Genomic DNA, 23,138 nt, shown 5'->3' with positions numbered 1-23,138 from the left:
CGTTAGACCGGCCGGCACAGCCAATGCAGATAACGCCCAAGCCCGGCAAAACCTGGGTGTCGGCGGTGAGCCAATTCCATCTCCAGCAAATCCGTCAGCTCGGCGCGAGCCTGGAATTCCACCGGCATGTAATCGTGGAAAACCCGCACTCCGCTCTGGGTTTCGACTCGCCACAAGCCCTCAAGTTGCGCCGCCAGCTCGCGCGGATCAAGCGGTTGTTGCGGGGTCAGGCTCTGCTTCTCGCCGGCCATGTCGTTCTTGCGCAGCTTGCGAAAGTGGCCCTTGAGCAGATTGCGATAAACCAGGGCATCGCGGTTATAGAACGCCAGGGACAGCCAGCCATCGGCACTGGTCAGTTGGTGCAATACCGGCAGGATCGCGTGTGGCTCGGCCAGCCATTCCAGCACCGCATGGCAGAGCACCAGGTCGTAGGGCTCGGTCAGTTGCCCCAGCAGTTCCTGCCAGGGCGCCTGGATGAAGGTCGCCTGCTGCCCGGCCTCGGCAAAGCGCTGGCGGGCGCCTTCGAGCATCGGCGCGGCGGGCTCGGCCAGGGTCACCTGATGCCCGTGCTGGGCCAGCCACAGAGACATGTGCCCAAGGCCGGCACCGATATCCAGCACCCGCAGCGGCCGCTCGGGCAGGCATTCCTTGAGGTCGGCCTGGAGCACCGCAAGGCGGATCGCGCCCTTGGCGCCGCCATAGATCTTCTCGGCGAAACGAGTGGCCAGTTGGTCGAAATGCCGATCGCTCATGAGCAGAACCGCCGTTCGCTGTCCGCCAGCTTGCTGCGCACCACCTGGTCCATGTCCAGCCCCAGCTCGCTGCACAGCAACAGCAGGTAAAGGACGATATCGCCTACCTCCTGTCCGGCGTGAGCCAGCTTGTCCGCGGGCAGTTGCCGCGACTGCTCCTCGGTCAGCCACTGGAAGATTTCCACCAGCTCCGCCATCTCGACGCTGGCGGCCATGGCCAGGTTCTTCGGGCTGTGAAATTGCCGCCAATCGTTGTGGTCACGAATGGCGTGCAGGCGTTGGGTCAGTTGCTCTAGATTCATCGGGGTCTCCTGAAGGCGTATAGCTTCCGGGGGATAGCCGTGGGACGCAAGAGTGCTTTCGCCGGCCGGTCGGCTCCTACAGAATGAGCGGCCCCGGCAGCTTCTATGCTTAACAGGGAACTCGCTGCGGGCATTCATGGCCCAAGGTTGAGCTCGGGCACCCGCCCCCTCTTTCATCAGGACGCACACATGCAGGTAGAAAGTTTCTTCGAGTGGCTTGGCCAGGCCATAGGTTCGGTCATCCGGTTTATCGTCGACCTGCTCAGCGGGTTGTTCAATACCCTGACCCACGCCGGTGGCAACTTCGTCGACGGACTGTCCCGGGCCCTGGGGATGGACACCTCCATTGTCAGCATCATTGGCCTGATCATCGGCCTGATGTTCCTCTACTCGGCGATCCGCGCCTTCATGCGCGCCTCGATCATCCTCGGCATCATCTGGCTGGTGCTCGGTCTCTGGCTGCTGAGCTGGATCATTCACTGATCCCCTTCTGAAACCTCGGCGCCTCTCGTCGCCGAGGCTACAATGCCGGCTCTCGCAAGGAGCCCGCATGTCCCCCCTGATCACCGATTGGCATCATCGCCCCACCCATCGCCGCGTCTGGGCCCTGGCCGCGCCGATGATCCTGTCGAATATTTCCGTGCCCCTGGTGGCCCTGGTGGACAGCACCGTGATCGGTCACCTGCCCCACGCCCATCAGTTGGGGGCCGTGGCAGTAGGCGCCAGCCTCTATACCTTCCTGGCCTGGGCCATGGGTTTTCTGCGCATGGGGGCCACCGGGTTTGCCGCCCAGGCCGCCGGCCGCGGCGACGGTGCCGCCCTGCGCCAGATCCTCCTCCAGGGCCTGTTGCTGGCCCTGGGCCTGGCACTGCTGCTGGGGGCCATCGGCGTGCCGCTGAGCGGCGCGGCCTTGCACCTGATGCAACCCTCGGCGGGCCTGGACCAGATGACCCGGGCATTTTTCCACACTCGATTGCTGGGCCTGCCAGCGGCCCTGGCCAGCTTCGCCCTGGTGGGCTGGTTCCTCGGCACCCAGAATGCCCGGGCACCGCTGGCCATCCTGCTCAGTACCAACCTGGTGAACATCGCGCTCAACCTGTGGTTCGTCCTGGGACTGGACTGGGGCGTGGTGGGCTCGGCCCGGGCCTCGGTGATCGCCGAATGGACCGGGGCATTGATCGGCCTGGCCATGACCCGGCCGGCCCTGCGCGCCTATCCGGGACGGATCGTCTGGGCCGCGCTGCGCCGCTGGCAGAGCTGGCGCCCGCTGCTGGCAGTGAACCGTGACATCTTCATCCGCAGCCTGGCCCTGCAATCGGTGTTTTTCCTGATCACCGTACAAGGCGCCCGCCTCGGGGATGCCACGGTGGCAGCCAACGCTCTGCTGCTCAACGGCCTGTTGCTCACCGCCCATGCCCTGGACGGACTGGCCCACGCGGTGGAAGCCCTGTGCGGCCACGCCATCGGCGCCCACGATCGCCAGGCCCTGCGCCGTTCGCTGGTGGTGGCCGGTGGCTGGTCATTGCTGGCCAGCCTGGGATTCGCGCTGATGTTCTTGCTGGGCGGCCACCTGTTCATCGAAATGCAGACCAACATTCCCGAGGTCCGCCAGACCGCCTTCAGCTATTTGCCCTACCTTGCCGTACTGCCCCTGATCGCCGTCTGGAGCTACCTGCTGGACGGCCTGTTCATCGGTGCCACCCGAGCCCGGGAAATGCGCAACGGCATGCTCCTCACTGTGCTCCTGCTACTGCCCTTCGCCTGGGGCCTGCAAGGCTTCGGCAACCACGGCCTGTGGCTGACCTTTCTGCTGTTCATGCTCCTGCGCAGCCTGACCCTGGCAGCCTTCGCCTGGCACCTGGAGCGGCGCGACGGCTGGTTTGCCGGGGCTCACTGAGCCACCCACAACCCTTGGCCGAACGCCATAACCGGTCTGTCGAAGTCTTTTCGCCTTCCCACTGCAGCGAAATCGACGAGGTTGCCGGTGACTGACCTGGGTGTTGTACTTGCCCACGCCTAGTTCTTTCGCAAAGCAGAACAAACGGTCAAACAGCTATCGCAGCACTCAAATTAATTCCGAAGTCTCGCGACTGCCTTTGAGGTAATTCTGACTATGGCCAATCGCTCCTATCTCTACAGCCTGAGCAATCGACCCACTACATACGAGGACCGTCCCGAGAGCATTTGCGGCCTGTCTGAATGTCCCTACTACGTCCCCTTCATCTACCGTCTGCTGTTGTCTGGCGATCCGCAGCTGTGTGCCTCGCTGGTGGCGGACGGGTTTGAGGACGACGAGCCTGGCCACAAGTCCAAACTCTATGCGATCAGCAGTCCCTTCGATCCCGGCTTTGAACGAGTGCGGCGCTTCGCGGACATTGTCCGAGCAGCTGTATCCTTGCCCCCCTCAATCGAACTTCAGGTTAACGCGCCGCAACCTAAGGGATCCTTACTGGAACGCCTCAAACGACTCTTCTTTGCAAAGCCGGCGATAGCCACGACCGAGTCGCCAGCCAAGCCTGTGGCAGTAGCCGAGCTTCTCGCCGCCCTGGACGAAAGCATTGCCTTTCTCGAAGCTCATCGTGACTGTTATCTGCTGCTGGAAACGATCGAACTAGACTCCATGCTCCTCTTCGAGGAAGCGGAGCTGAAAGACTCCGTGGAAGAGGAAATCGCCAGATGCCGCTACATCGGCAGGGCCATCGACGCACTACCAAACGACCTCATGCAGGCAGGACAAGTACTCAAAAGAGCGGCCACGCAAAAGTCGGCGCCGCCCTTTGACGCGCTCTTCGGGCTTCACCTGGACGACGACTACGACAGCACGTACAACGACGCAACCCAATACCCGCTGGGCTTGGAATGGGACGAAAACCTGTACTTCGAGGTATTGAACCTGAGCGAATTCCAGGCGCAGAAAAACTAAACGTGGTCACCAGCAGCAAGGCGGTGAACACAGCGCTGCACGGGCTCACTGAGTCGGCGTCGACTCGACAAACCCACTGACCCGATCCAGTACCGGCGCCAGCCCACGCAAGGGTCGGGACAAGGCGGCCACCAGCGTGGCGTGGCCAGTGCGGGAGAAATAGAACTCCTGCACCGGTACTCCTGCCGCTCGCAGCTTGCTGGCCAGGCCACCGGTATTACGCTGTGGGTTGACCAGCGAATCATCATCGGACGCTATCAGCAGCGCCGGCGGCGCGCCGCGGCTGACGTGGTTGATCGGCTGCGAGTCCGGCGGCGAATCAGGGTAGAAAAACACCGGGCGCACCTCAGGGTTGCGGATCGGCAGAAAGTCATAGGGCCCGGCCAGGCCGATCCAGCCCTTGATGATCTGCGGCGTCAGCCCGACTTGCCCCAGCAAGCGCGAGTCCAGGGCGAGCATGGCCGCGTTGTAGGCGCCAGAACTGTGCCCCATCAGATACAACCGCCGCGGGTCGGCGCCAAACTCGCCGATATGTTCATGGGTCCAGGCCACGGCGCGGGCCGCGTCTTCAAGAAAGGCCGGATAGCGCACCTGTGGATACAGCCGGTAGTCCGCCAGGACCGCCACCATGCCCCGCGAGGCCAGGGCCTCGCCGACAAAGTCGTAGTCGTTGCGCGAGCCGCTGTTCCAACTGCCACCGTAAAAGAACACCACCACCGGTGCACCGGGAACCGCCTGCCGGGGCTGATAGACATCCAACTTCTGCCGTGGATCGCTGCCATAGGCAATGTCCCGGGTCTTGATAAAGGTGCTGTCGGGGGTCAGGGAATTAAGCGCCTTGAGCGGTGAACAGGCCGCCAGCAGGCTGAGCACCAGGGTGCCGAACAGCAGACGCCAGGCGCCTTTCGATGTATTGAGCATCAGCAAGCCTCGTTGCGCCCACCATGGACGCCTCTTTGCAGGCTAGCTGAAATGGAACGGGGCCCCCTCTTGCGTGGCGAACCTGGAAACAGTTCAAAAAAAAGCCGCGCCCTCCATCGCAGGGCGCGGCTTTGTGCCGGGACGGAACAGGCATCACTGGGGATGCCCGGGCCTTCAGGACGACAGGTAGGACGAGCGGGTCAGGCCCAGGCGCAAGGCGTCGAGGAACTGGGTGCGCTCGGCGGCGCTGATCTTGGCGCTGGCCACTTTATCGCGGTAATGAGTCATCAACTCCTCCGGCGACAAGTGCACGTAACGCAGCATGTCTTCGATGGTGTCGTGGGTCTCGATCCCGGCGTGGTACACGCTGCCATTGGGCCGCTGGTAGATGTTCACTGAGTCGGTGTCACCGAACAGGTTGTGCATGTCGCCGAGGATTTCCTGGTAGGCGCCCACCAGGAAGATCCCCAGCAGGTAGTCCTCGCCCTCGTTGAGGCCATGAACCGGCAGGCTGGTCTCGATGCTCTGCTCATCGACGTACTGCTTGATCTTGCCGTCGGAGTCGCAGGTCAGGTCTTGCAGAACCGCGCGACGCAGCGGCTCTTCGTCGAGACGGTGCAACGGCAGGATCGGCAGCACCTGGCCGATGGCCCAGGTGTCCGGCAGGCTCTGGAACACCGAGAAGTTGCAGATGTACTTGTCCGCCAGCTTGTCGTTGAGTTCGTCCAGCACCTGGCGGTGGGAACGCTGACGTGCCTTGAGCGAGTTGTGCAGGCGACGGCACACGGCGAAGTAGCACTGCTCGGCCAGGGCTTTTTCGGCCAGGGTCAGCTTGCCGTCGGCATACTGGGCCGCCACGTCGCTCATGTAGTGCGTGGCGCGCCAGTAAGTTTCGGTGACCATCTCGATGTCGGTCGGACCCAGCAGGTCCACCAGCCACTGCACGGTTTCCGGCAGCTCTTCCTTGTTTTCGATCTTCGGCACGTCGTCGTTGTGTTTCTCGACGTCGGTCACCTGCACCACCAGCATGGCGTGGTGGGCGGTCAGGGAACGGCCGCTCTCGGAGAAGATGTGCGGGTGCGGCAGGTTCTGCGCATCGCAGAATTCCTTGAGCATGCCCACCACCACGCCGGCGTAGTCGTCCATGTCGTAGTTGATCGAGCTGGCGTTGCGCGAGTGGGTACCGTCGTAGTCCACGCCCAGGCCACCACCGACGTCGATGTGATCCACCGGCAAGCCGAGGTTGCGCAGTTCGCCGTAGTAGCGGATGGCTTCCTTGAAACCGTGCTGGTAGTCCGCCAGGTTGGCGATCTGCGAGCCCATGTGGAAGTGCAGCAGGCGGATGCCCTGGTCCAGGCCGGCGGCGCGGAAGCGCTCCACCACCGACAGCAGTTGCGCCGCCGACAGGCCGAACTTGGATTTCTCGCCGCCGGTGTCGGCCCACTTGCTCGACGCCAGGGACGACAGACGCACCCGCAGGCCCACCTGTGGCTTGACCTTGAGGGAGGCCGCTTCCTCGATCACCAGGCCCACTTCGGACTCTTTCTCGATGACGATGAACACGTTGTGGCCAAGCTTCTGGCCCATCAGCGCCAGGCGAATGAACTCACGGTCCTTGTACCCGTTGCAGACGATGGTGCCGCCCTTGGGCGCCAGGGCCAGGACCGCCAGCAGTTCCGGCTTGGAGCCGGCTTCCAGGCCGATGGAGACGTTCTGGGTGGCGATGATGTTCTCGATCACCGCTTCTTGCTGGTTGACCTTGATCGGGTACAGGGCGGTGTACTTGCTCTGGTATTCCAGGCGCGCGATGTTGGCGTCGAAAGCGCCGGTCAGCTGGCGTACACGGTCCTGGAGGATGTCCGGGAAGCGCACCAGCAAAGGCAGGGACAAGCCGCTCTTGCGCAGCTCCTCGACTTGTTCGAACAGATCGATGGGCAAACTGCTCGGGCCATTCGGACGAACTTCGACGCGACCGGCGTCATTGATCGCGAAATACCCGGCCCCCCAATGGCGAATCCCGTAGACACTGCGGCTGTCCGCAACGGTCCATTGGCTGCCATCGTCTTTACGTGTGCGTCGTACGGACATCGAAGTCCCCTATAAAGAAGTCATAGAGCGCCGCCCCAATCCGGGGTCGGCGCAGTCTAAAGAATGAAAATGACGATTAGCCTGCAAGCGCAATAGACCGCGCCTGCCGTGCTGAGTTTAGAAACCGTTCATGAACAGGCTCTGTGAAAACCATGGAGACGACACCTGCGTCCTGAGCCAATCAAGACAGCGTCCAGTCAGAGGTGGTTTTCACAGAGGCTGCTAGCCGCCGGACTTCTTCGCCTTGAAACCGTGCTTGACCAGTTCGGCCAAGAGTAGCTCGACATGGTCACCCTGGATTTCAATGACGCCGTCCTTCAAGGCGCCACCGGTGCCACAGCGTTTCTTCAACGTGGTGGCAAGCTCCTTGAGGGCGTCTTCGGCCAGAGGCACGCCGGTGATGGTGGTCACCGTCTTGCCGCCACGACCCTTGCTCTCGCGACGCACGCGGGCAATGCCGTCGCCGGCCGGAATCACGGTTTGTTTGCAGATACAGGCGGCCACCGGCTGGCTACAGTCCGGGCAATGTCGACCTGCGTCGGTGGAAAACACCAGGCCACCAAGGGCGGCGAAGGATGCGGCTTTTTTGGCCACCGGCAATCCTCTTGGGAGGACAAAGACTGGTCGAAGCACATGGCGGTGCCATCGACCGCGAAGCCCCACTCAGGCAGGGGCAGCGCTACTGAGCCGGGCGCCCTTGTTTAAGAAGCAGCATCGGTTCAGCTTGAAAAGTCGCGCAGTGTAACGGCAAAAAGCCCGGTTGCTAAGAGCCAATCAGCGTCAATTTATGCAACTTTAACGACGTCGGGCCAGATAACGTTGCAAGGCGGCCAAGGAGTCCGGGCAATAGGGCTTTTCGTGGATTTCCCGCAGCACCTGATCCAGGGGAATGAAGTGCGCTTCCAGGACTTCTTCCGGCTGCAAACGCAGCGGACCGTCCCACACGGCAGAGAACGCCGAACACCAGAGACGGTTGCCGGTGTCCTCGAAAAAGAAGTGATCATGGGCAGTCAGTTCGACGCCGCTCACCCCCAGTTCCTCTTCCAGTTCCCGGGCCGCGGATTCGGCATAGCTTTCAGTCGCCAGGACCATGCCACCGGCGGCAACATCCCAATAGCCCGGGTAGATGGCCTTGCTCAGGGTACGCCGGTGCACGCACAGCTCACCGGCAGAATTGAACAGCATGATGTAGGTGCCACGCCCGATCAGGCCGCGCTCGCGCAGCTCCGAGCGGACCATGGCCCCCAGCAGTTGGTCTTCGCCATCGACCCAGGCTATTTCTTCAGCGTCGGAGGCGGCGCGATGGGCCGCCTCATTGGTGGTCGCAACCATGGATCAGCCTTGATTGAGCAGTTGGCGCAAGTCGATGACTGCCGCGTTGGCTCGGGAAATATAGTTGGCCATGACCAGCGAGTGGTTGGCCAGGACGCCAAAGCCGCTGCCATTGAGAATCATCGGGCTCCAGACCGGCTCCTGGGAGGCCTCCAGTTCGCGGATGATCTGACGCACGCTGACCGTGGCGTTCTTTTTCGCCAGCACGTCGGCGAAGTCCACTTCAATCGCACGCAGCAGGTGCGACAGCGCCCAGGCCTGGCCACGGGCCTCGTAGAAGACGTTGTCGATCTGCATCCATGGGGTTTCCACCACTTCTTCATCCACCTGCGGGCCCTGGCCCGGGGCCGGCACTTCGGTTTTCAGCGCGGTGTTGAGCTTGACCCGGCCCACACTGGCCGACAGCCGTTGCGACAGCGAGCCCAGGCGCGTCCCTACATCACCCAGCCAGTTGTTGAGGTTGTCGGCACGGGCATAGAACTGCGCGGTCTTCTGGTTTGGATCGGAAAGGCGAGCCTGGTAGCGGCTAAGGGAATTGATGCCGTCCTGGTACTCGGACTCGCTGGACGGCAGCACCCAGCTCTTGTTGTCGAAGTTGAAGCGCGGTTCGGCCTTGGCCAGGTCGGAGTCTTCAGCGGACTGCGACTGGGAGCGGGCGAAGTCCTTGCGCAAGGCGCGGGTCAGGTCGCGGACCTGGACCAGCACGCCATATTCCCAGCTTGGCATGTTGTCCATCCACAGGCCCGGTGGAAAACGGTCGTTGGAGATATAGCCACCCGGTTTGTCCAGCAAGGTACCGACCACGGTCTTCAGGGTTTCCACGGTGGTGTAGCCCACCACCATCTGCCGGCCTTCCTTCTCGGCAGCGATCTGGGCGTTCTGCTGGACCGGGAACAGCGCAGGTTCCTGACTCCAATACCAGCCCAGGCCGCCCGTGACCAACAGGTACAGGCCCAGCAAGGTGGCCAGGGCACGACTGAACAGCAGGCCACCGAAATAGCTGCGTGTCGCCGACTTGGGTTCGGCAGCACGATCCGGCGCGCTACCTGCGCGATTCTTCCAATCCAGCATGGCTATGTCCTTTCAATCACTTGGGTTCATCGGTTCGACCACAACCCTACTCCATCGTGCCTTGCCTTGACGGGATATATCTTCCGGCAAATGCGCGCCGCGCAATGATTGCGAATCAGGCGGTCACTATAAATGAAGCACACTCCAGAGCCTATGCGACCAGTGGGTCAGGAACTGAATAACCCCGCCTTGCACATTATTGACGTACGACACTCATGGGACACAAAAGTGGTGCTAGCATAGAGCCACCAGTCGACCTCAGCATGCACCCTACCTAGTAGTCAGGATATGACCGAGCCAGAAGACCCCAGCCGTGAGCGCCTCAAGCACCACTTTGCCCAGCGGGTAATTCATCAGGCACGTCAGATTCTTGAGATATGGCAGCGTCTGCAACGCAGCGAATGGTCCACCACCGACATGTCGGAACTGTGCGAAGCCAACCTGCGCCTGCTGCGTTTCGCTGAACGCTTCGAGCAACCCGAACATACCCAACTGGCCCGCAGCATCAGCCAATCGCTGGAGGCTGTAGATGCCAATCGCGGTCGCCTGAGCAGCAACCTGATCACCGACCTCAATCGCTTGATGCAGCGTTTGTCGCGCACCGGCCTGCGCCACGGCGACCAGTTGGAACAGACCTTCCTGCCGCCGTTGCGCAAACCTATCTACGTGATGTTGCAGGATCACGACCGGGCCGAGCGCCTGGCCAAGCAACTGGAATTCTTTGGTCTCACGGCCCAGTCCCTGGACAGCATCGCCGCCTTTCGTTCGTCCATGGTCGAGCGCTTGCCGGCGGCCATCGTCATTGATGTGGACTTCTGCGGCCCCGGCATGGGCCTGACCCTGGCAGCCGAAGCCCAGGTCGGCCTGGAGCAGAAACTGCCGCTGCTGTTCTTCAGCCTGCATGAAACCGACACCCCGACTCGCCTGGCGGCAGTACGCGCCGGCGGCCAGGAGTTCCTGACTGGCACCCTGGAAGCCTCCAGCCTGCTGGAAAAGATCGAAGTGCTGACCTGCGTCGCCCAGTACGAGCCTTATAAAGTGCTGATCATCGACGACTCCCGGGCCCAGGCGCTGCATACCGAGCGCCTGCTCAACAGCGCCGGGATCGTTACCCGCACCCTGATCGAGCCGATCCAGGCCATGGCCGAGCTGGCGGACTTCCAGCCGGACCTGATCATCCTCGACATGTACATGCCGGCCTGCACCGGCACCGAGCTGGCCAAGGTGATCCGCCACAACGACCGTTATGTCAGCGTGCCGATCATCTACCTGTCCGCCGAGGACGACCTGGACAAGCAACTGGACGCCATGAGCGAAGGCGGCGATGACTTCCTCACCAAGCCCATCAAGCCGCGGCACCTGATCACCACCGTGCGCAACCGCGCCGCCCGGGCCCGCAACCTCAAGGCACGGATGGTCCGCGACAGCCTCACCGGCCTGTACAACCACACCCACATTCTGCAACTGCTGGAAGACTGCAGCTTCCGCGCCCGTCGCGAGGGCAAGCCGCTGAGCTTCGCCATGCTCGACATCGACCACTTCAAGCGGGTCAACGACAGCCACGGCCACCCCATGGGCGACCGGGTGATCAAGAGCCTGGCGCTGTTTCTCAAGCAGCGCCTGCGCAAGACCGACTTCATCGGCCGCTACGGCGGCGAAGAGTTTGCCATCGTCATGCCCGACACCGATCAGGACGCCGCCTGCAAGGTCCTGGACGAAATCCGCCAGCGCTTTGCCGAGATCCATTACCCGGCCCAGCCTCAAGACCTGTGGTGCACCTTCAGCGCCGGCGTGGTGGAGATGCAGGAAGACTCCGACAGCCTGATGATGGCCAGCCAGGCGGACGAGGCGCTGTACCGCGCCAAGCACGGCGGACGCAACCGAGTGCAGGCCGCACGGCAATCAAGTCAAAGTGCCATCTTTTCATCCGAATCCACAGATTCGGTCATAACCTTGTAATACAAACGCAATAAATTCAGGCGCTTACCATTTTTGCCGTTGGTAGAGCCCTGATGCGCCTGAAGCTGCTGACCAATCTCAATACTCTGCTGTTAGTTGCCGTCTGCCTGGCCCTGGGGGCCACGCTCTGGTGGTCGCAACGAGCCCTGGAGCGCCCCTATCTGCTGATGGAGCGCTACCTGGGACTGTCCCAGCAGTTTCAAAACCAGGTAGCGCGCAATATCGAAGACTACCTGGCCAGCGGCGACGCCCTGCGCCTGAGCAGCGCAGCCCAGGCCATCGAGGCCCTGCAAGGCGAACTGACCGAGCTGCCGCCGCAACTCGCGCAAAGCTTGCGCCCGAGCCTGGCCAGCCTCGATGACTTCAGCAAGACCGACCTGCTGGCCGCGGGCAAGCTGGCCGGCGATCCCCAGGCCCTGCTGTTGCAGGCCGAGCGGGAGCTGGGGGCCAACCTGGAACAGCTCAGCCAGTACGCCAGCGGGACCAAGACCGCAGAAGGCGCCACTTACCTGCCCTTGCTGCTCACCGCGGCGCAGCACCTGGGCAAACTGTCCCTGGCCCGGGACAAGTTGGTGAGCAGCGGCCGCAGCGAACTGGCCGCCGATGTCGAACGCGAAGTCAACAACATCAAGGCCCAGGCCGACCGGCTCGAAGCCCTGCCTTTATTAGGGGTGGCCGCCAGCAGCGAATCGGGCACCGATGACTTTGCCGCCCTGATGGGCCTGGAAAACACCCAGAAAGCCACTGCTGAAGACGCCGGCATCGGCCTCAAGCGCGAACTCCACAGCCTGCTCAACCGCTACCCGGCGGAACTGCAGCGCACCCGCGAGCAGATCCAGAAACGCGCCGACCTGAGTGCCGCGACCCTGCTGAAGATCACCGCCGTGCGCCAGGCCATTGCCGAGCTGGAGCCGGCGGTGCGTGCCCAGCACGGTCAGATCCAGGGCGAGGTACGGCTGATCCAGGGGCTGATGATCGGCCTGATCCTGCTGATCGCCCTGGTCATCGACACCTTGCAGCGCAAGCTGGCCCGGGTCCTGACCAACCTGGCCCCGGCGCTGTCGACCTGGGCCGAAGGCGACTTCAGCCGACCGATCCAGCTGGGCAAGACCAACCGCGAACTGCACGCCATCGAAGAATCCCTCAATCGCCTGCGGGCCTACCTGGTGGATCTGGTGGGCACCATTCGCCAGAACGCCGAGCAAGTGGCTGGCAGCAGCCGCGCCCTGGCTGACCTCAGCAGCGGCCTGCACAGCGGGGCCGAGCGCCAGGCCGGCGATACCGCGCAGATCCGCGATGCCCTGGGGGAGCTGGAAGCCACCATCCAGCAGGTTGCCGGTGACGCCAGCCAGGCCGCCGATGCCAGCCGCAGCGCTGGCCTTGCGGTGCAACAGGGGCAGAAAGTCATAGGCCTGAGCCTGACCGGGCTGCACGCCCTGGTGGGCGAGGTACAGGGCAACGCGCAGATGATCGAGCACCTGGCCCAGGAGTCCGCCACCATTGACGGCGTGCTGACCGTGATCCGCTCCATTGCCGAACAGACCAACCTGCTGGCGCTCAACGCCGCCATCGAAGCCGCTCGCGCCGGGGAAATGGGCCGTGGCTTTGCCGTGGTCGCCGAAGAAGTGCGCTCCCTGGCCCAGCGTACCGCCGGCGCTACAGCAGAGATCCAGACCCTGATCGCCGGCCTGCAGGCCGCCGCGCAACAATCGGTGCAAGGCATGCGTGCCCAGGTGGAACACGCCGAAGCCACCGCCAGCCAGGCCCAGGCCGCCGACGGTGCCCTGGACGAAATCGTCGGGGCGATCCAGACCATCGCCGACACCGCCGTGCGCATCGCCGATGTCACCGCCCAGCAAAGCGGCGCGGTCAGCGAGATCCGCGACCACAGCGAGCGCATCCATCAGTTGGGCGGCGACAACCTGCTGCGCATTGGCGAAGGCCGGGCCCAGGGCGAGAACTTGCTGGACCTCGGGGGACAATTGCATACGGCGGTGCAAGCCTTCCGCGTCTAAGCTCTGCCTGTGCCCCGGTTTTCCCTGACAAACGCCCCATCATCGGCGAAACGGCTGGCCGGGAGTGCAGCGCTCTCACCCTGCAGGCAAATGACCGGATTTAAGTGCTTGGTCACATATTTTGCGCAAACATCGGTCATCGTGCTGGCTATTGCAGAGAACTGGACAGTCATAAAGTCTTTCCGGCATAGTCGCCGGGTTCTGACAACAGCACCCCGATAACAAGGAACAACCGATGGCCACCCTACTGGTGCTTCACGGCCCCAACCTGAACCTGCTCGGCACCCGTGAACCGGGGGTCTACGGTGCAACCACCCTGGCCCAGATCAACCAGGACCTGGAGCAGCGGGCCCGTGATGCCGGGCACCATCTGCAGTATCTGCAGAGCAATGCCGAGTACGAATTGATCGAACGTATCCATGCCGCCCGCGATGAAGGCGTGGACTTCATTTTGATCAATCCAGCAGCTTTTACACATACAAGCGTCGCATTACGTGACGCGCTGCTGGCAGTGAGCATCCCATTCATCGAAGTGCATTTGTCCAACGTGCACAAACGCGAACCTTTCCGCCATCACTCCTACTTCTCCGACGTTGCGGTGGGAGTGATCTGCGGCCTTGGCGCCAGCGGTTACCGACTGGCCCTGGAGGCCGCACTAGAGCAGCTTGAACAACAAGCTAAACGCCCCTGACCGACCCTTGGGAGTTGATGATTCATGGATATCCGTAAAGTTAAGAAACTGATCGAACTGCTGGAAGAGTCCGGCATCGACGAGTTGGAGATCAAGGAAGGCGAAGAGTCCGTGCGCATCAGCCGCCACAGCAAGACTCCAGCCCAGCAGTACTACGCACCGGCTCCGGTTGCCGCCCCCGTAGCTGCACCAGCCGCTGCCGCCCCGGCCGCCGCCGCTGCTCCTGCCGCCCCCGCCGCACCTGCGCTGAACGGCACCGTGGCCCGCTCGCCAATGGTCGGTACTTTCTACCGCAAATCTTCGCCTACCTCGCCAGCCTTCGTTGAAGTCGGCCAGAGCGTGAAGAAGGGCGACACCCTGTGCATCGTCGAAGCGATGAAGATGATGAACCACATCGAAGCTGAAACCAGCGGTGTGATCGAATCCATTCTTGTCGAAGACGGCCAGCCGGTTGAGTACGACCAACCGCTGTTCACCATCGTTTGAACCGCGGAGAGTCTTTGATGTTGAAGCCTGCGAAGTTGGAAAAAGTCCTGATCGCCAACCGCGGCGAAATCGCCCTGCGGATCCTGCGTGCCTGCAAGGAAATGGGGATCAAGACTGTCGCCGTCTACTCCAAGGCCGACAAGGAGCTGATGCACCTGGGCCTGGCGGACGAATCCGTCTGCATCGGGCCTGCGCAAGCCGCGCAGTCCTACCTGCACATTCCGGCCATCATCGCGGCCGCTGAAGTCACTGGCGCTACGGCAATCCACCCTGGCTACGGCTTCCTGGCGGAAAACGCCGACTTCGCCGAACAGGTGGAAAACTCCGGCTTCGCCTTCATCGGCCCGAAAGCTGAAACCATCCGCCTGATGGGCGACAAGGTTTCCGCCAAGCACGCCATGATCGCCGCTGGTGTTCCTACGGTTCCAGGTTCCGACGGCCCACTGCCGGAAGACGAAGAAACCGCCCTGCGCATTGGCCGTGAAGTCGGCTACCCGGTGATCATCAAGGCCGCTGGCGGCGGCGGTGGTCGCGGCATGCGCGTGGTGCACAAGGAAGAAGACCTGATCGCCTCGGCGAAGCTGACCCGTTCCGAAGCCGGCGCGGCGTTTGGCAACCCGATGGTCTACCTGGAGAAGTTCCTGACCAACCCACGTCACGTGGAAGTTCAGGTGCTGTCCGACGGCCAGGGCAACGCCATCCACCTGGGCGACCGCGACTGCTCGCTGCAGCGTCGTCACCAGAAAGTCCTCGAAGAAGCGCCGGCACCGGGCATCGACGAGACTGCGCGCCAGGAAGTCTTCGCCCGCTGCGTCAAGGCGTGCATCGACATCGGCTACCGCGGTGCCGGTACGTTCGAGTTCCTTTACGAGAACGGCCGCTTCTACTTCATCGAGATGAACACTCGCGTGCAGGTAGAGCACCCGGTTTCGGAAATGGTCACTGGCATCGACATCGTCAAGGAGATGCTCAGCATCGCCGCCGGCAACAAGCTGTCGTTCACCCAGGATGACGTGGTCATTCGCGGTCACGCCCTGGAATGCCGGATCAACGCCGAAGACCCGAAAACCTTCATGCCAAGCCCAGGCACGGTCAAGCATTTCCATGCTCCGGGCGGCAACGGCGTGCGCGTCGACTCGCACCTGTACAGCGGTTACGCGGTTCCACCGAACTACGATTCGTTGATCGGCAAGCTGATCACCTACGGGGCGACCCGTGACGAAGCCATGGCGCGCATGCGCAATGCGCTGGACGAAATCGTCGTCGACGGAATCAAGACCAACATCCCGCTGCACCGCGATCTGACCCGTGACGAAGGCTTCTGCAAAGGGGGCGTGAACATTCACTACCTCGAGCACAAGCTGGCCGAGCAACACTGATCGGCACTCGCCACACCGACAAGGCCGCTTTCGAGCGGCCTTGTCGTATCTGTCATTTGCCCCTGCACTCCCCTGTTCAAGCGAGCTTGCCCGCCAACCGCACAACGGCCATTGCGTGCCCTCCCCGATCAACGGCCAACGCGAGCAAGAACTAGGCGTCCCCCTCGCTCCTGCGGGTCGTCTCGCGTAAACTTGCGCGCTTCTCGCGGCCCGCTAGGCTGCACATCACATATTTTCAAAGGTGCCCGCCATGCCTTGGCTGCAAGTCCGTCTCGCCATCAGCCCAGAACAAGCCGAAACCTATGAAGACGCTTTTCTTGAAGTCGGTGCCGTCTCGGTCACCTTCATGGACGCCGAGGATCAGCCGATCTTCGAACCCGAACTCAATACCACGCCACTTTGGTCCCACACTCACTTGCTGGCTCTGTTCGAAGGCGGCACTGAAGCCGCCAGCGTGCTCGCTCACCTGGAACTGCTGACCGGCAGCCCGTTGCCCGAGCACCACAGCGAAGTCATCGAGGACCAGGACTGGGAACGCAGCTGGATGGACAACTTCCAGCCGATGCGTTTCGGCCAGCGCCTGTGGATCGTTCCAAGCTGGCACGCCGCACCGGAGCCTGACGCGGTCAACCTGCTGCTGGACCCGGGCCTGGCCTTCGGCACCGGCACCCACCCGACCACCGCGCTGTGCCTGGAGTGGCTGGACGGCCAGGACCTCAAGGACTGCAACGTGCTGGACTTTGGTTGCGGCTCGGGAATCCTCGCCATCGCTGCCCTGCTGCTGGGCGCCAAGCAAGCGGTCGGCACCGATATCGATGTCCAGGCACTGGAAGCCTCCCGCGACAACGCCGGGCGCAACGGTATTGCCGACGAACTGTTCACGCTGTACCTGCCCGAGCAACTGCCACAAGTACAGGCCGATGTGCTGGTGGCCAATATCCTGGCCGGCCCGCTGGTCTCCCTGGCCCCGCAACTGTCCGGTCTGGTGAAGTCCGGAGGACGCCTGGCACTCTCCGGCATCCTCGCCGAACAAGGCGAAGAAGTGGCTGCGGCCTATGCCCAGGACTTCGATCTGGATCCGATCGCCACCCTCGATGGCTGGGTGCGCATCACCGGCCGTCGGCGCTAGAATGGCCGCCTGCATAATCCGGATGGCCGCATGACCGACAGTTTCGTCACCCAGTGCCCGCATTGCCAAACCAGGTTCCGTGTCAGCCATGCTCAGTTGAGCGTGGCCCGCGGGGTGGTTCGCTGTGGCTCCTGCCTGCAGGTGTTCAACGCCGCGCGGCAGTTGCTTGAGCAGCGCGCCGCCAAGGAAAACGCAACGTCCAGGCCGGCGGCGAAACCGGCAACCGCACCCGCGCCCGCGCCAGCTGCGACGCCTAAACCCGAGCAGCCGCCCGCCCCCGCACCAACGCCGGCGGCGGCACCTCCCCAGCGCGCCATCAGCCAGAAACAATGGTCGGCCGCCGAGATGGACCTGGATCACCTGGACCTCGACGAGGAATTGGCCAAGCTCGAGCAACGGGAGATCCAGCCGGCCAAGGCCTTTGGCCAGGAACGCGAACACCAGGAAGACAGCCTCAGTGCCCGTCGCGACCCTCAGGGCGCCGATGAAGCCCACTGGCCCGACGGCCTGTTCGGCAGCGCCAGTGAACACGATGAGTCCGAGCCCGCCCCCCTCAAGGCCCAGGCGCATCAGGACGACATCGCCCCCGAGCCGGTCCGTCCCAGTCGCACCGAGCCTTCGCTGTCCTTCAACCTGGCGGATCTGGATGACGAGCCAAAGACGCCGAAACTGCGCCATGACGACGACCTGGAACCCTTCGAGGCCCAGGTGTCCACAGACGCTGACGAACACGACGAACCATCGCCAGCAGCCTCCCCCGGCAAGAAGCGCCGCGAACGCAGCGAGCCCGGAGTCAAGGAGGATGTACTGCTGGACCTGGTGGACGATCCGATCCACCTCGATTGGCAGAAACGCCGCTCCCCCTGGGGCCGGCGCCTGCTCTGGCTGCTGCTGATCCTGCTGGCCGCCGGCGGCCTGGTCGGACAATACGTCGCGTATCACTTCGACGAGCTCGCACGCCAGGACCAGTACCGGCCGTGGTTCCAGGAGTTGTGCCCGGAGCTCGGCTGTACGGTGCCATCCCGGGTGGATATCGCCCGAATCAAGAGCAGCAACCTGGTGGTGCGCAGCCACCCGGAATTCAGCGGGGCGCTGGTGGTGGACGCCATCATCTATAACCGCGCGCCCTTCTCCCAACCCTTCCCTCTGCTGGAGCTGCGCTTCGCCGACCTCAACGGCCACCTGATTGCCAGCCGCAGTTTCAAACCCGGGGAGTACCTGGGCGGCGAGATGCAGGATGTGGCGGAAATGCCACCGCAGACGCCGATTCACATCGCCCTGGATATTCTCGACCCAGGACCGAAAGCGGTGAACTACAGTCTGAGTTTCCACTCGCCCGAGTGAATCGGCTGATCAGACTAACGGACAACTCTGGATTGACGACAGATTTATGACTGTATCGCTCAGATTGATCACCGGGCGATAACGGAAGAACTGTTCAGATTTTATCCAATTCAGCCTTTATCCGGTCATCGAGAGCGGGTATCATGCCAACCCTTTTTCGAACTCTCATGATCCGGCCCCACAACAGGGAAGTCCTATGTCGGCGGTACGCATCGGCCCATATACATTGCACAACGGCTTGATTCTCGCCCCGATGGCGGGGGTCACCGACCAGCCCTTTCGTCAGCTTTGCAAGCAGTTGGGCGCGGGCCTTGTAGTCTCGGAAATGGTCACCAGCGACATGAGCTTGTGGAACAGCCGCAAATCGCGGTTGCGCATGATCCACGAAGGCGATCCCGAGCCACGCTCGGTACAGATTGCCGGTGGCGATGCACAGATGCTGGCAGACGCCGCCCGCGCCAACGTCGAGTTGGGCGCACAGATTATTGATATCAACATGGGTTGTCCGGCGAAGAAGGTCTGCAACAAGGCTGCCGGTTCCGCGTTGCTGAAAGACGAAGCCCTGGTCAACGAGATTCTCCAGGCGGTGGTGGCCGCAGTGGATGTACCGGTCACCCTGAAGATCCGCACCGGCTGGGACCGGCAGAACAAGAACGGCCTGACGGTGGCGAAGATCGCCGAGCAGGCGGGCATCACGGCACTGGCGGTCCACGGTCGGACCCGGGCCGACCTGTACACCGGTGAAGCCGAGTACGACACCATTGCCGCGATCAAGCAGGCGGTGTCGATTCCGGTCTTTGCCAACGGCGATATCGACTCGCCCGAGAAGGCCCGGCAGGTATTGCACGCCACCGGGGCCGACGGGTTGTTGATCGGCCGGGCCGCCCAGGGGCGGCCATGGATTTTTCGTGAAATCGAGCACTTCCTGCGTACCGGTGAAACCCTCCCGGCACCAGAGCTGTTCGAGGTGGAACGTATTCTGCTAGAGCACCTGGCCGCGCTGCATGCCTTCTATGGGGAGGTCATGGGCGTCCGCATTGCGCGCAAGCATGTGGGCTGGTATCTCGCAACCCTGCCGGGCGCCAGGGAGTTTCGCGCCCACTTCAATCGTTTGGAAGATACGGAAGCACAATGCGCCAACGTTCGTGAGTTCTTTGCCGGACGTTACAAGAGCCTGGAAACAGGGGACGGAGAGGGGGTGGCCGCATGACGATGATGACCGAGACTTTAGTGAGTGGAACTGCACCCGTGAGCGACAACGTGAATTTGAAACAGCACCTCAATACCCCCAGCGAAGAAGGCCAGACCCTTCGCGGGAGTGTCGAGAAGGCGCTGCACAATTATTTCGCCCACCTTGAGGGCGCTGCCGTCACGGACGTGTACAACCTGGTGCTCTCCGAAGTCGAGGCTCCGTTGCTCGAAAGCGTGATGAACTACGTCAAGGGCAACCAGACCAAGGCCAGCGAACTCCTGGGTCTGAACCGCGGCACCCTGCGCAAGAAACTCAAGCAGTACGATTTGTTGTAAGCATTCAATCAAACCAGAAAGGCGCCCGCGTAAAAAACGGTCGCCTTTTTTGCTGACTCCTTTGCTTTTGATGGAAATTGAGATGACCGACCAGACTACCCGCCTGCCGATCCGCCGCGCCTTGATCAGTGTTTCCGACAAGACCGGGATCCTCGAATTCGCCAAGGAGCTGGAAGCCCTCGGTGTGGAGATCCTCTCCACCGGCGGGACCTTCAAACTGCTGCAGGACAACGGCGTGGCCGCAGTGGAAGTCGCGGATTACACCGGTTTCGCGGAAATGATGGACGGCCGGGTCAAGACCCTGCACCCGAAAATCCACGGCGGTATCCTCGGTCGTCGCGGTATCGACGACGCCATCATGAACGAGCACGGGATCAAGCCCATCGATCTGGTGGCGGTCAACCTCTACCCCTTCGAAGCCACCATTTCCAAGCCCGGCTGCGACCTGCCGACCGCCATCGAGAACATCGACATCGGCGGCCCGACCATGGTCCGCTCGGCGGCCAAGAACCATAAGGACGTGGCCATCGTGGTCAATGCCAGCGACTACGCCGGCGTCCTGGAAAGCCTCAAGGCCGGCGGCCTGACCTACGCCCAGCGTTTCGACCTGATGCTCAAGGCCTTCGAACACACCGCCGCCTACGACGGCATGATCGCCAACTACATGGGCACCGTGAACCAGGCCGCCGAGACCCTCTCGACATCCGGCCGCAGCGAATTCCCGCGGACCTTCAACAGCCAGTTCATCAAGGCCCAGGAAATGCGCTACGGCGAGAACCCGCACCAGAGCGCGGCGTTCTACGTGGAAGCCAAGCCTGCCGAAGTCGGCATCGCCACCGCCACCCAGCTGCAAGGCAAGGAGCTGTCCTACAACAACGTAGCCGACACCGACGCCGCCCTGGAATGCGTGAAGAGCTTCGTCAAGCCGGCCTGCGTCATCGTCAAGCACGCCAACCCGTGCGGCGTGGCGGTAAGCCCGGACGCTGAAGGCGGCATCCGCCAGGCCTACGAACTGGCCTACGCCACCGACACCGAATCGGCCTTCGGCGGCATCATCGCCTTCAACCGCGAACTGGATGCCGAAACCGCCAAGGCCATCGTCGAGCGTCAGTTCGTCGAAGTGATCATCGCCCCGAGCGTCAGCGAAGAAGCCCGCGCCATTGTCGCCGCCAAAGCCAACGTGCGCCTGCTGGCCTGTGGCCAGTGGTCGGCAGACCGCGTACCGGCCTGGGACTACAAGCGCGTCAACGGTGGCCTGCTGGTGCAGAGCCGCGATATCGGCATGATCAGCGCCGATGACCTGAAAGTGGTGACCAAACGCGCCCCGACCGAGCAAGAGATCCACGACCTGATCTTCGCTTGGAAAGTCGCCAAATACGTCAAATCCAACGCCATCGTCTACGCCAAGAACCGCCAGACCATCGGTGTCGGCGCCGGCCAGATGAGCCGCGTGAACTCGGCGCGGATCGCTGCGATCAAAGCCGAACACGCCGGCCTGCAAGTCCAGGGCGCAGTGATGGCTTCCGACGCCTTCTTCCCGTTCCGTGACGGCATCGACAACGCGGCCAAGGTCGGCATCACGGCGGTGATCCAGCCAGGCGGCTCGATGCGTGACAACGAAGTGATTGCCGCAGCTGACGAGGCTGGCATTGCGATGGTGTTCACCGGCATGCGCCACTTCCGTCACTGATACGACAACGGTCGCACTGACACCGGCATCTGCTGCGTTGGAGCCCACCCCGATGATGCTCATTGCCAACAGGCAACTGCGCTCATCGAGGTGGGCTCCGCCTTGCATCTACCACTGTCATTGCAACCTCCTGAGGCGTGCAGCGCTTCAGGTTCCAAAACAGAATTAGCGTCATCCGAGGTTTTTGAAATGAATGTACTGATCATTGGTAGCGGCGGTCGCGAACACGCCCTGGCCTGGAAAGTCGCTCAGGACCCACGGGTCGAAAAAGTATTCGTCGCCCCCGGCAACGCCGGTACCGCCATCGAAGCCAAGTGCGAGAACGTCGCCATCGACGTCCTGGCCCTGGAGCAGTTGGCGGATTTCGCTGAGAAGAACGTCTCCCTGACCATCGTCGGTCCGGAAGTACCGCTGGTGGCCGGCGTGGTGGATCTGTTCCGCTCCCGTGGCCTGGACTGCTTCGGTCCGACCGCCGGCGCCGCGCAGCTGGAAGGTTCGAAAGCCTTCACCAAGGACTTCCTGGCACGCCACAAGATCCCGACGGCCGACTACCAGAACTTCACCGAGATCGAGCCGGCCCTGGCCTACCTGCGGGAAAAAGGCGCGCCGATCGTGATCAAGGCCGACGGCCTGGCCGCCGGTAAAGGCGTGATCGTCGCCATGACCCTGGCCGAAGCCGAAGAAGCCGTGCGTGACATGCTGGCCGGCAATGCCTTCGGTGATGCCGGTTCCCGCGTGGTCATCGAGGAGTTCCTCGACGGCGAGGAAGCCAGCTTCATCGTCATGGTCGACGGCAAGAACGTGCTGCCCATGGCCACCAGCCAGGACCACAAACGCGTCGGCGACGGCGACACTGGCCCCAATACCGGTGGCATGGGCGCTTACTCGCCAGCACCGGTGGTCACTTCAGAAGTGCACCAGCGGGTGATGGATCTGGTGATCTGGCCCACCGTTCGCGGCATGGCCGAGGAAGGCAACGTCTACACCGGCTTCCTCTATGCCGGTCTGATGATCGACAAAGCCGGCAACCCGAAAGTCATCGAGTTCAACTGCCGCTTCGGCGACCCGGAAACCCAACCGGTGATGCTGCGCCTGCAATCGAGCCTGGTGCTGCTGGTGGAAGCCGCCCTGGCCCAGGCCCTGGACAAGGTCGAAGCCCAGTGGGACCCACGCCCAAGCCTGGGCATCGTCCTCGCCGCCGGCGGCTATCCTGGCGACTATGCCAAGGGCGCGGCCATCACTGGCCTGGACGCCGCCGCTGCACTGGAAGGCAAGGTGTTCCACGCCGGCACCGCACTCAAGGACGGTCAGGTCGTGACCTCCGGCGGCCGGGTGCTCTGCGCCACCGCCATGGGTGACAGCGTCGATGCCGCCCAGCAACAAGCCTACCGCCTGGCGGCCAAGATCGACTGGCAGGGCTGCTTCTACCGCAACGACATCGGCTACCGTGCCATTGCTCGTGAGCGCGGCCAGGAGTAAAGCTGCCAGCGCCCCCCGGCAAGGGCCTCGCGCCCTTGCCGTGCGGTGAT

General features: G+C 62.7%; 21 protein-coding genes. 14 read left to right on the top strand and 7 right to left on the bottom strand.

Annotated features, from left to right (window positions below):
- Positions 1-2 precede the first annotated feature (2 nt).
- Entirely contained in the window at positions 3-752 is a 750-nt protein-coding gene (locus WIN67_RS03405; protein WP_110595483.1) for a methyltransferase, read from the bottom strand.
- Complete coding sequence (locus WIN67_RS03400; RefSeq protein WP_102863001.1) at positions 749-1,054, bottom strand: MazG-like family protein; 306 nt, start codon at positions 1,052-1,054, stop codon at positions 749-751. Before WIN67_RS03400 ends, WIN67_RS03405 begins: the two co-directional genes overlap by 4 nt.
- A gap of 189 nt (positions 1,055-1,243) precedes the next feature.
- On the opposite strand from WIN67_RS03400, the gene WIN67_RS03395 reads away from it, so the two are divergent.
- From WIN67_RS03395 to WIN67_RS03385, 3 genes are all read left to right on the top strand, one after another.
- Positions 1,244-1,537 carry a hypothetical protein gene (locus WIN67_RS03395; RefSeq protein WP_102863000.1) on the top strand — a complete coding sequence of 98 codons (294 nt, stop codon included), beginning with the start codon at positions 1,244-1,246 and terminating at the stop codon, positions 1,535-1,537.
- Between the two features lie 67 nt (positions 1,538-1,604).
- Positions 1,605-2,951 (top strand): MATE family efflux transporter, encoded by a 1,347-nt coding sequence (locus WIN67_RS03390; RefSeq protein WP_110595482.1) that lies wholly within the window; start codon positions 1,605-1,607, stop codon positions 2,949-2,951.
- Positions 2,952-3,167: 216 nt separating this feature from the next.
- The gene (locus WIN67_RS03385; RefSeq protein ID WP_306399050.1) at positions 3,168-3,977 is read left to right on the top strand and encodes a hypothetical protein; all 810 of its coding nucleotides are present in this window, start codon (positions 3,168-3,170) and stop codon (positions 3,975-3,977) included.
- A gap of 45 nt (positions 3,978-4,022) precedes the next feature.
- Here WIN67_RS03385 and WIN67_RS03380 read toward each other — a convergent pair whose 3' ends face one another.
- From WIN67_RS03380 to WIN67_RS03360, 5 genes are all read right to left on the bottom strand, one after another.
- Positions 4,023-4,898, bottom strand: coding sequence for an alpha/beta hydrolase (locus WIN67_RS03380; RefSeq protein ID WP_102881945.1), 876 nt, complete (start codon positions 4,896-4,898; stop codon positions 4,023-4,025).
- 174 nt (positions 4,899-5,072) lie between these two features.
- Positions 5,073-6,986 carry an arginine decarboxylase gene (gene speA / locus WIN67_RS03375; protein WP_102862997.1) on the bottom strand — a complete coding sequence of 638 codons (1,914 nt, stop codon included), beginning with the start codon at positions 6,984-6,986 and terminating at the stop codon, positions 5,073-5,075.
- Positions 6,987-7,208: 222 nt separating this feature from the next.
- Positions 7,209-7,580 carry a translation initiation factor Sui1 gene (locus WIN67_RS03370; RefSeq protein WP_015634001.1) on the bottom strand — a complete coding sequence of 124 codons (372 nt, stop codon included), beginning with the start codon at positions 7,578-7,580 and terminating at the stop codon, positions 7,209-7,211.
- A gap of 201 nt (positions 7,581-7,781) precedes the next feature.
- On the bottom strand, positions 7,782-8,318 hold the full coding sequence (locus tag WIN67_RS03365; protein ID WP_092319250.1) for an NUDIX hydrolase: 537 nt from the start codon (positions 8,316-8,318) through the stop codon (positions 7,782-7,784).
- Positions 8,319-8,321: 3 nt separating this feature from the next.
- The gene (locus WIN67_RS03360) at positions 8,322-9,389 is read right to left on the bottom strand and encodes a DUF2333 family protein (protein WP_102862996.1); all 1,068 of its coding nucleotides are present in this window, start codon (positions 9,387-9,389) and stop codon (positions 8,322-8,324) included.
- A gap of 288 nt (positions 9,390-9,677) precedes the next feature.
- On the opposite strand from WIN67_RS03360, the gene WIN67_RS03355 reads away from it, so the two are divergent.
- The 11 genes from WIN67_RS03355 (at position 9,678) to purD (ending at position 23,088) form a co-directional block, all read left to right on the top strand.
- Complete coding sequence (locus WIN67_RS03355; RefSeq protein ID WP_102862995.1) at positions 9,678-11,348, top strand: response regulator; 1,671 nt, start codon at positions 9,678-9,680, stop codon at positions 11,346-11,348.
- Between the two features lie 53 nt (positions 11,349-11,401).
- Complete coding sequence (locus WIN67_RS03350; RefSeq protein ID WP_339070632.1) at positions 11,402-13,363, top strand: methyl-accepting chemotaxis protein; 1,962 nt, start codon at positions 11,402-11,404, stop codon at positions 13,361-13,363.
- Between the two features lie 235 nt (positions 13,364-13,598).
- Complete coding sequence (gene aroQ, locus WIN67_RS03345) at positions 13,599-14,054, top strand: type II 3-dehydroquinate dehydratase (RefSeq protein WP_025130565.1); 456 nt, start codon at positions 13,599-13,601, stop codon at positions 14,052-14,054.
- A gap of 24 nt (positions 14,055-14,078) precedes the next feature.
- The gene (gene accB / locus WIN67_RS03340) at positions 14,079-14,540 is read left to right on the top strand and encodes an acetyl-CoA carboxylase biotin carboxyl carrier protein (protein ID WP_015633997.1); all 462 of its coding nucleotides are present in this window, start codon (positions 14,079-14,081) and stop codon (positions 14,538-14,540) included.
- A gap of 17 nt (positions 14,541-14,557) precedes the next feature.
- Positions 14,558-15,919, top strand: coding sequence for an acetyl-CoA carboxylase biotin carboxylase subunit (gene accC, locus WIN67_RS03335; RefSeq protein WP_015633996.1), 1,362 nt, complete (start codon positions 14,558-14,560; stop codon positions 15,917-15,919).
- A 250-nt stretch (positions 15,920-16,169) separates the two neighbouring features.
- Entirely contained in the window at positions 16,170-17,048 is an 879-nt protein-coding gene (gene prmA, locus WIN67_RS03330) for a 50S ribosomal protein L11 methyltransferase (RefSeq protein ID WP_339070631.1), read from the top strand.
- Between the two features lie 30 nt (positions 17,049-17,078).
- The gene (locus WIN67_RS03325) at positions 17,079-18,392 is read left to right on the top strand and encodes a DUF3426 domain-containing protein (RefSeq protein ID WP_102881948.1); all 1,314 of its coding nucleotides are present in this window, start codon (positions 17,079-17,081) and stop codon (positions 18,390-18,392) included.
- 196 nt (positions 18,393-18,588) lie between these two features.
- Positions 18,589-19,602 carry a tRNA dihydrouridine synthase DusB gene (gene dusB, locus WIN67_RS03320; RefSeq protein ID WP_016968220.1) on the top strand — a complete coding sequence of 338 codons (1,014 nt, stop codon included), beginning with the start codon at positions 18,589-18,591 and terminating at the stop codon, positions 19,600-19,602.
- Positions 19,599-19,919, top strand: coding sequence for a DNA-binding transcriptional regulator Fis (gene fis, locus WIN67_RS03315; protein ID WP_007921650.1), 321 nt, complete (start codon positions 19,599-19,601; stop codon positions 19,917-19,919). The genes dusB and fis overlap by 4 nt, the downstream gene beginning before the upstream one ends.
- Positions 19,920-20,001: 82 nt before the next feature.
- A complete protein-coding gene (purH, locus tag WIN67_RS03310; protein ID WP_102862991.1) occupies positions 20,002-21,609 on the top strand; it encodes a bifunctional phosphoribosylaminoimidazolecarboxamide formyltransferase/IMP cyclohydrolase in 1,608 nt (535 codons plus the stop codon).
- Between the two features lie 189 nt (positions 21,610-21,798).
- Entirely contained in the window at positions 21,799-23,088 is a 1,290-nt protein-coding gene (gene purD / locus WIN67_RS03305) for a phosphoribosylamine--glycine ligase (RefSeq protein ID WP_102862990.1), read from the top strand.
- Positions 23,089-23,138 lie beyond the last annotated feature (50 nt).

This window comes from Pseudomonas idahonensis, assembly GCF_037903935.1.
GTDB lineage: Bacteria > Pseudomonadota > Gammaproteobacteria > Pseudomonadales > Pseudomonadaceae > Aquipseudomonas > Aquipseudomonas danubii.
The sequence above is the reverse complement of the archived record's forward strand: the minus strand, read 5'-3'. Positions and strand labels throughout refer to the sequence as shown.

Coding starts and splice junctions, on each gene's coding strand:
- WIN67_RS03405 (WP_110595483.1), bottom strand. CDS start 752: ATGAGCGATCGGCATTTCGACCAACTGGCCACTCGTTTCGCCGAGAAG.
- WIN67_RS03400 (WP_102863001.1), bottom strand. CDS start 1,054: ATGAATCTAGAGCAACTGACCCAACGCCTGCACGCCATTCGTGACCAC.
- WIN67_RS03395 (WP_102863000.1), top strand. CDS start 1,244: ATGCAGGTAGAAAGTTTCTTCGAGTGGCTTGGCCAGGCCATAGGTTCG.
- WIN67_RS03390 (WP_110595482.1), top strand. CDS start 1,605: ATGTCCCCCCTGATCACCGATTGGCATCATCGCCCCACCCATCGCCGC.
- WIN67_RS03385 (WP_306399050.1), top strand. CDS start 3,168: ATGGCCAATCGCTCCTATCTCTACAGCCTGAGCAATCGACCCACTACA.
- WIN67_RS03380 (WP_102881945.1), bottom strand. CDS start 4,898: ATGCTCAATACATCGAAAGGCGCCTGGCGTCTGCTGTTCGGCACCCTG.
- speA (WP_102862997.1), bottom strand. CDS start 6,986: ATGTCCGTACGACGCACACGTAAAGACGATGGCAGCCAATGGACCGTT.
- WIN67_RS03365 (WP_092319250.1), bottom strand. CDS start 8,318: ATGGTTGCGACCACCAATGAGGCGGCCCATCGCGCCGCCTCCGACGCT.
- WIN67_RS03360 (WP_102862996.1), bottom strand. CDS start 9,389: ATGCTGGATTGGAAGAATCGCGCAGGTAGCGCGCCGGATCGTGCTGCC.
- WIN67_RS03355 (WP_102862995.1), top strand. CDS start 9,678: ATGACCGAGCCAGAAGACCCCAGCCGTGAGCGCCTCAAGCACCACTTT.
- WIN67_RS03350 (WP_339070632.1), top strand. CDS start 11,402: ATGCGCCTGAAGCTGCTGACCAATCTCAATACTCTGCTGTTAGTTGCC.
- aroQ (WP_025130565.1), top strand. CDS start 13,599: ATGGCCACCCTACTGGTGCTTCACGGCCCCAACCTGAACCTGCTCGGC.
- accB (WP_015633997.1), top strand. CDS start 14,079: ATGGATATCCGTAAAGTTAAGAAACTGATCGAACTGCTGGAAGAGTCC.
- accC (WP_015633996.1), top strand. CDS start 14,558: ATGTTGAAGCCTGCGAAGTTGGAAAAAGTCCTGATCGCCAACCGCGGC.
- prmA (WP_339070631.1), top strand. CDS start 16,170: ATGCCTTGGCTGCAAGTCCGTCTCGCCATCAGCCCAGAACAAGCCGAA.
- WIN67_RS03325 (WP_102881948.1), top strand. CDS start 17,079: ATGACCGACAGTTTCGTCACCCAGTGCCCGCATTGCCAAACCAGGTTC.
- dusB (WP_016968220.1), top strand. CDS start 18,589: ATGTCGGCGGTACGCATCGGCCCATATACATTGCACAACGGCTTGATT.
- fis (WP_007921650.1), top strand. CDS start 19,599: ATGACGATGATGACCGAGACTTTAGTGAGTGGAACTGCACCCGTGAGC.
- purH (WP_102862991.1), top strand. CDS start 20,002: ATGACCGACCAGACTACCCGCCTGCCGATCCGCCGCGCCTTGATCAGT.
- purD (WP_102862990.1), top strand. CDS start 21,799: ATGAATGTACTGATCATTGGTAGCGGCGGTCGCGAACACGCCCTGGCC.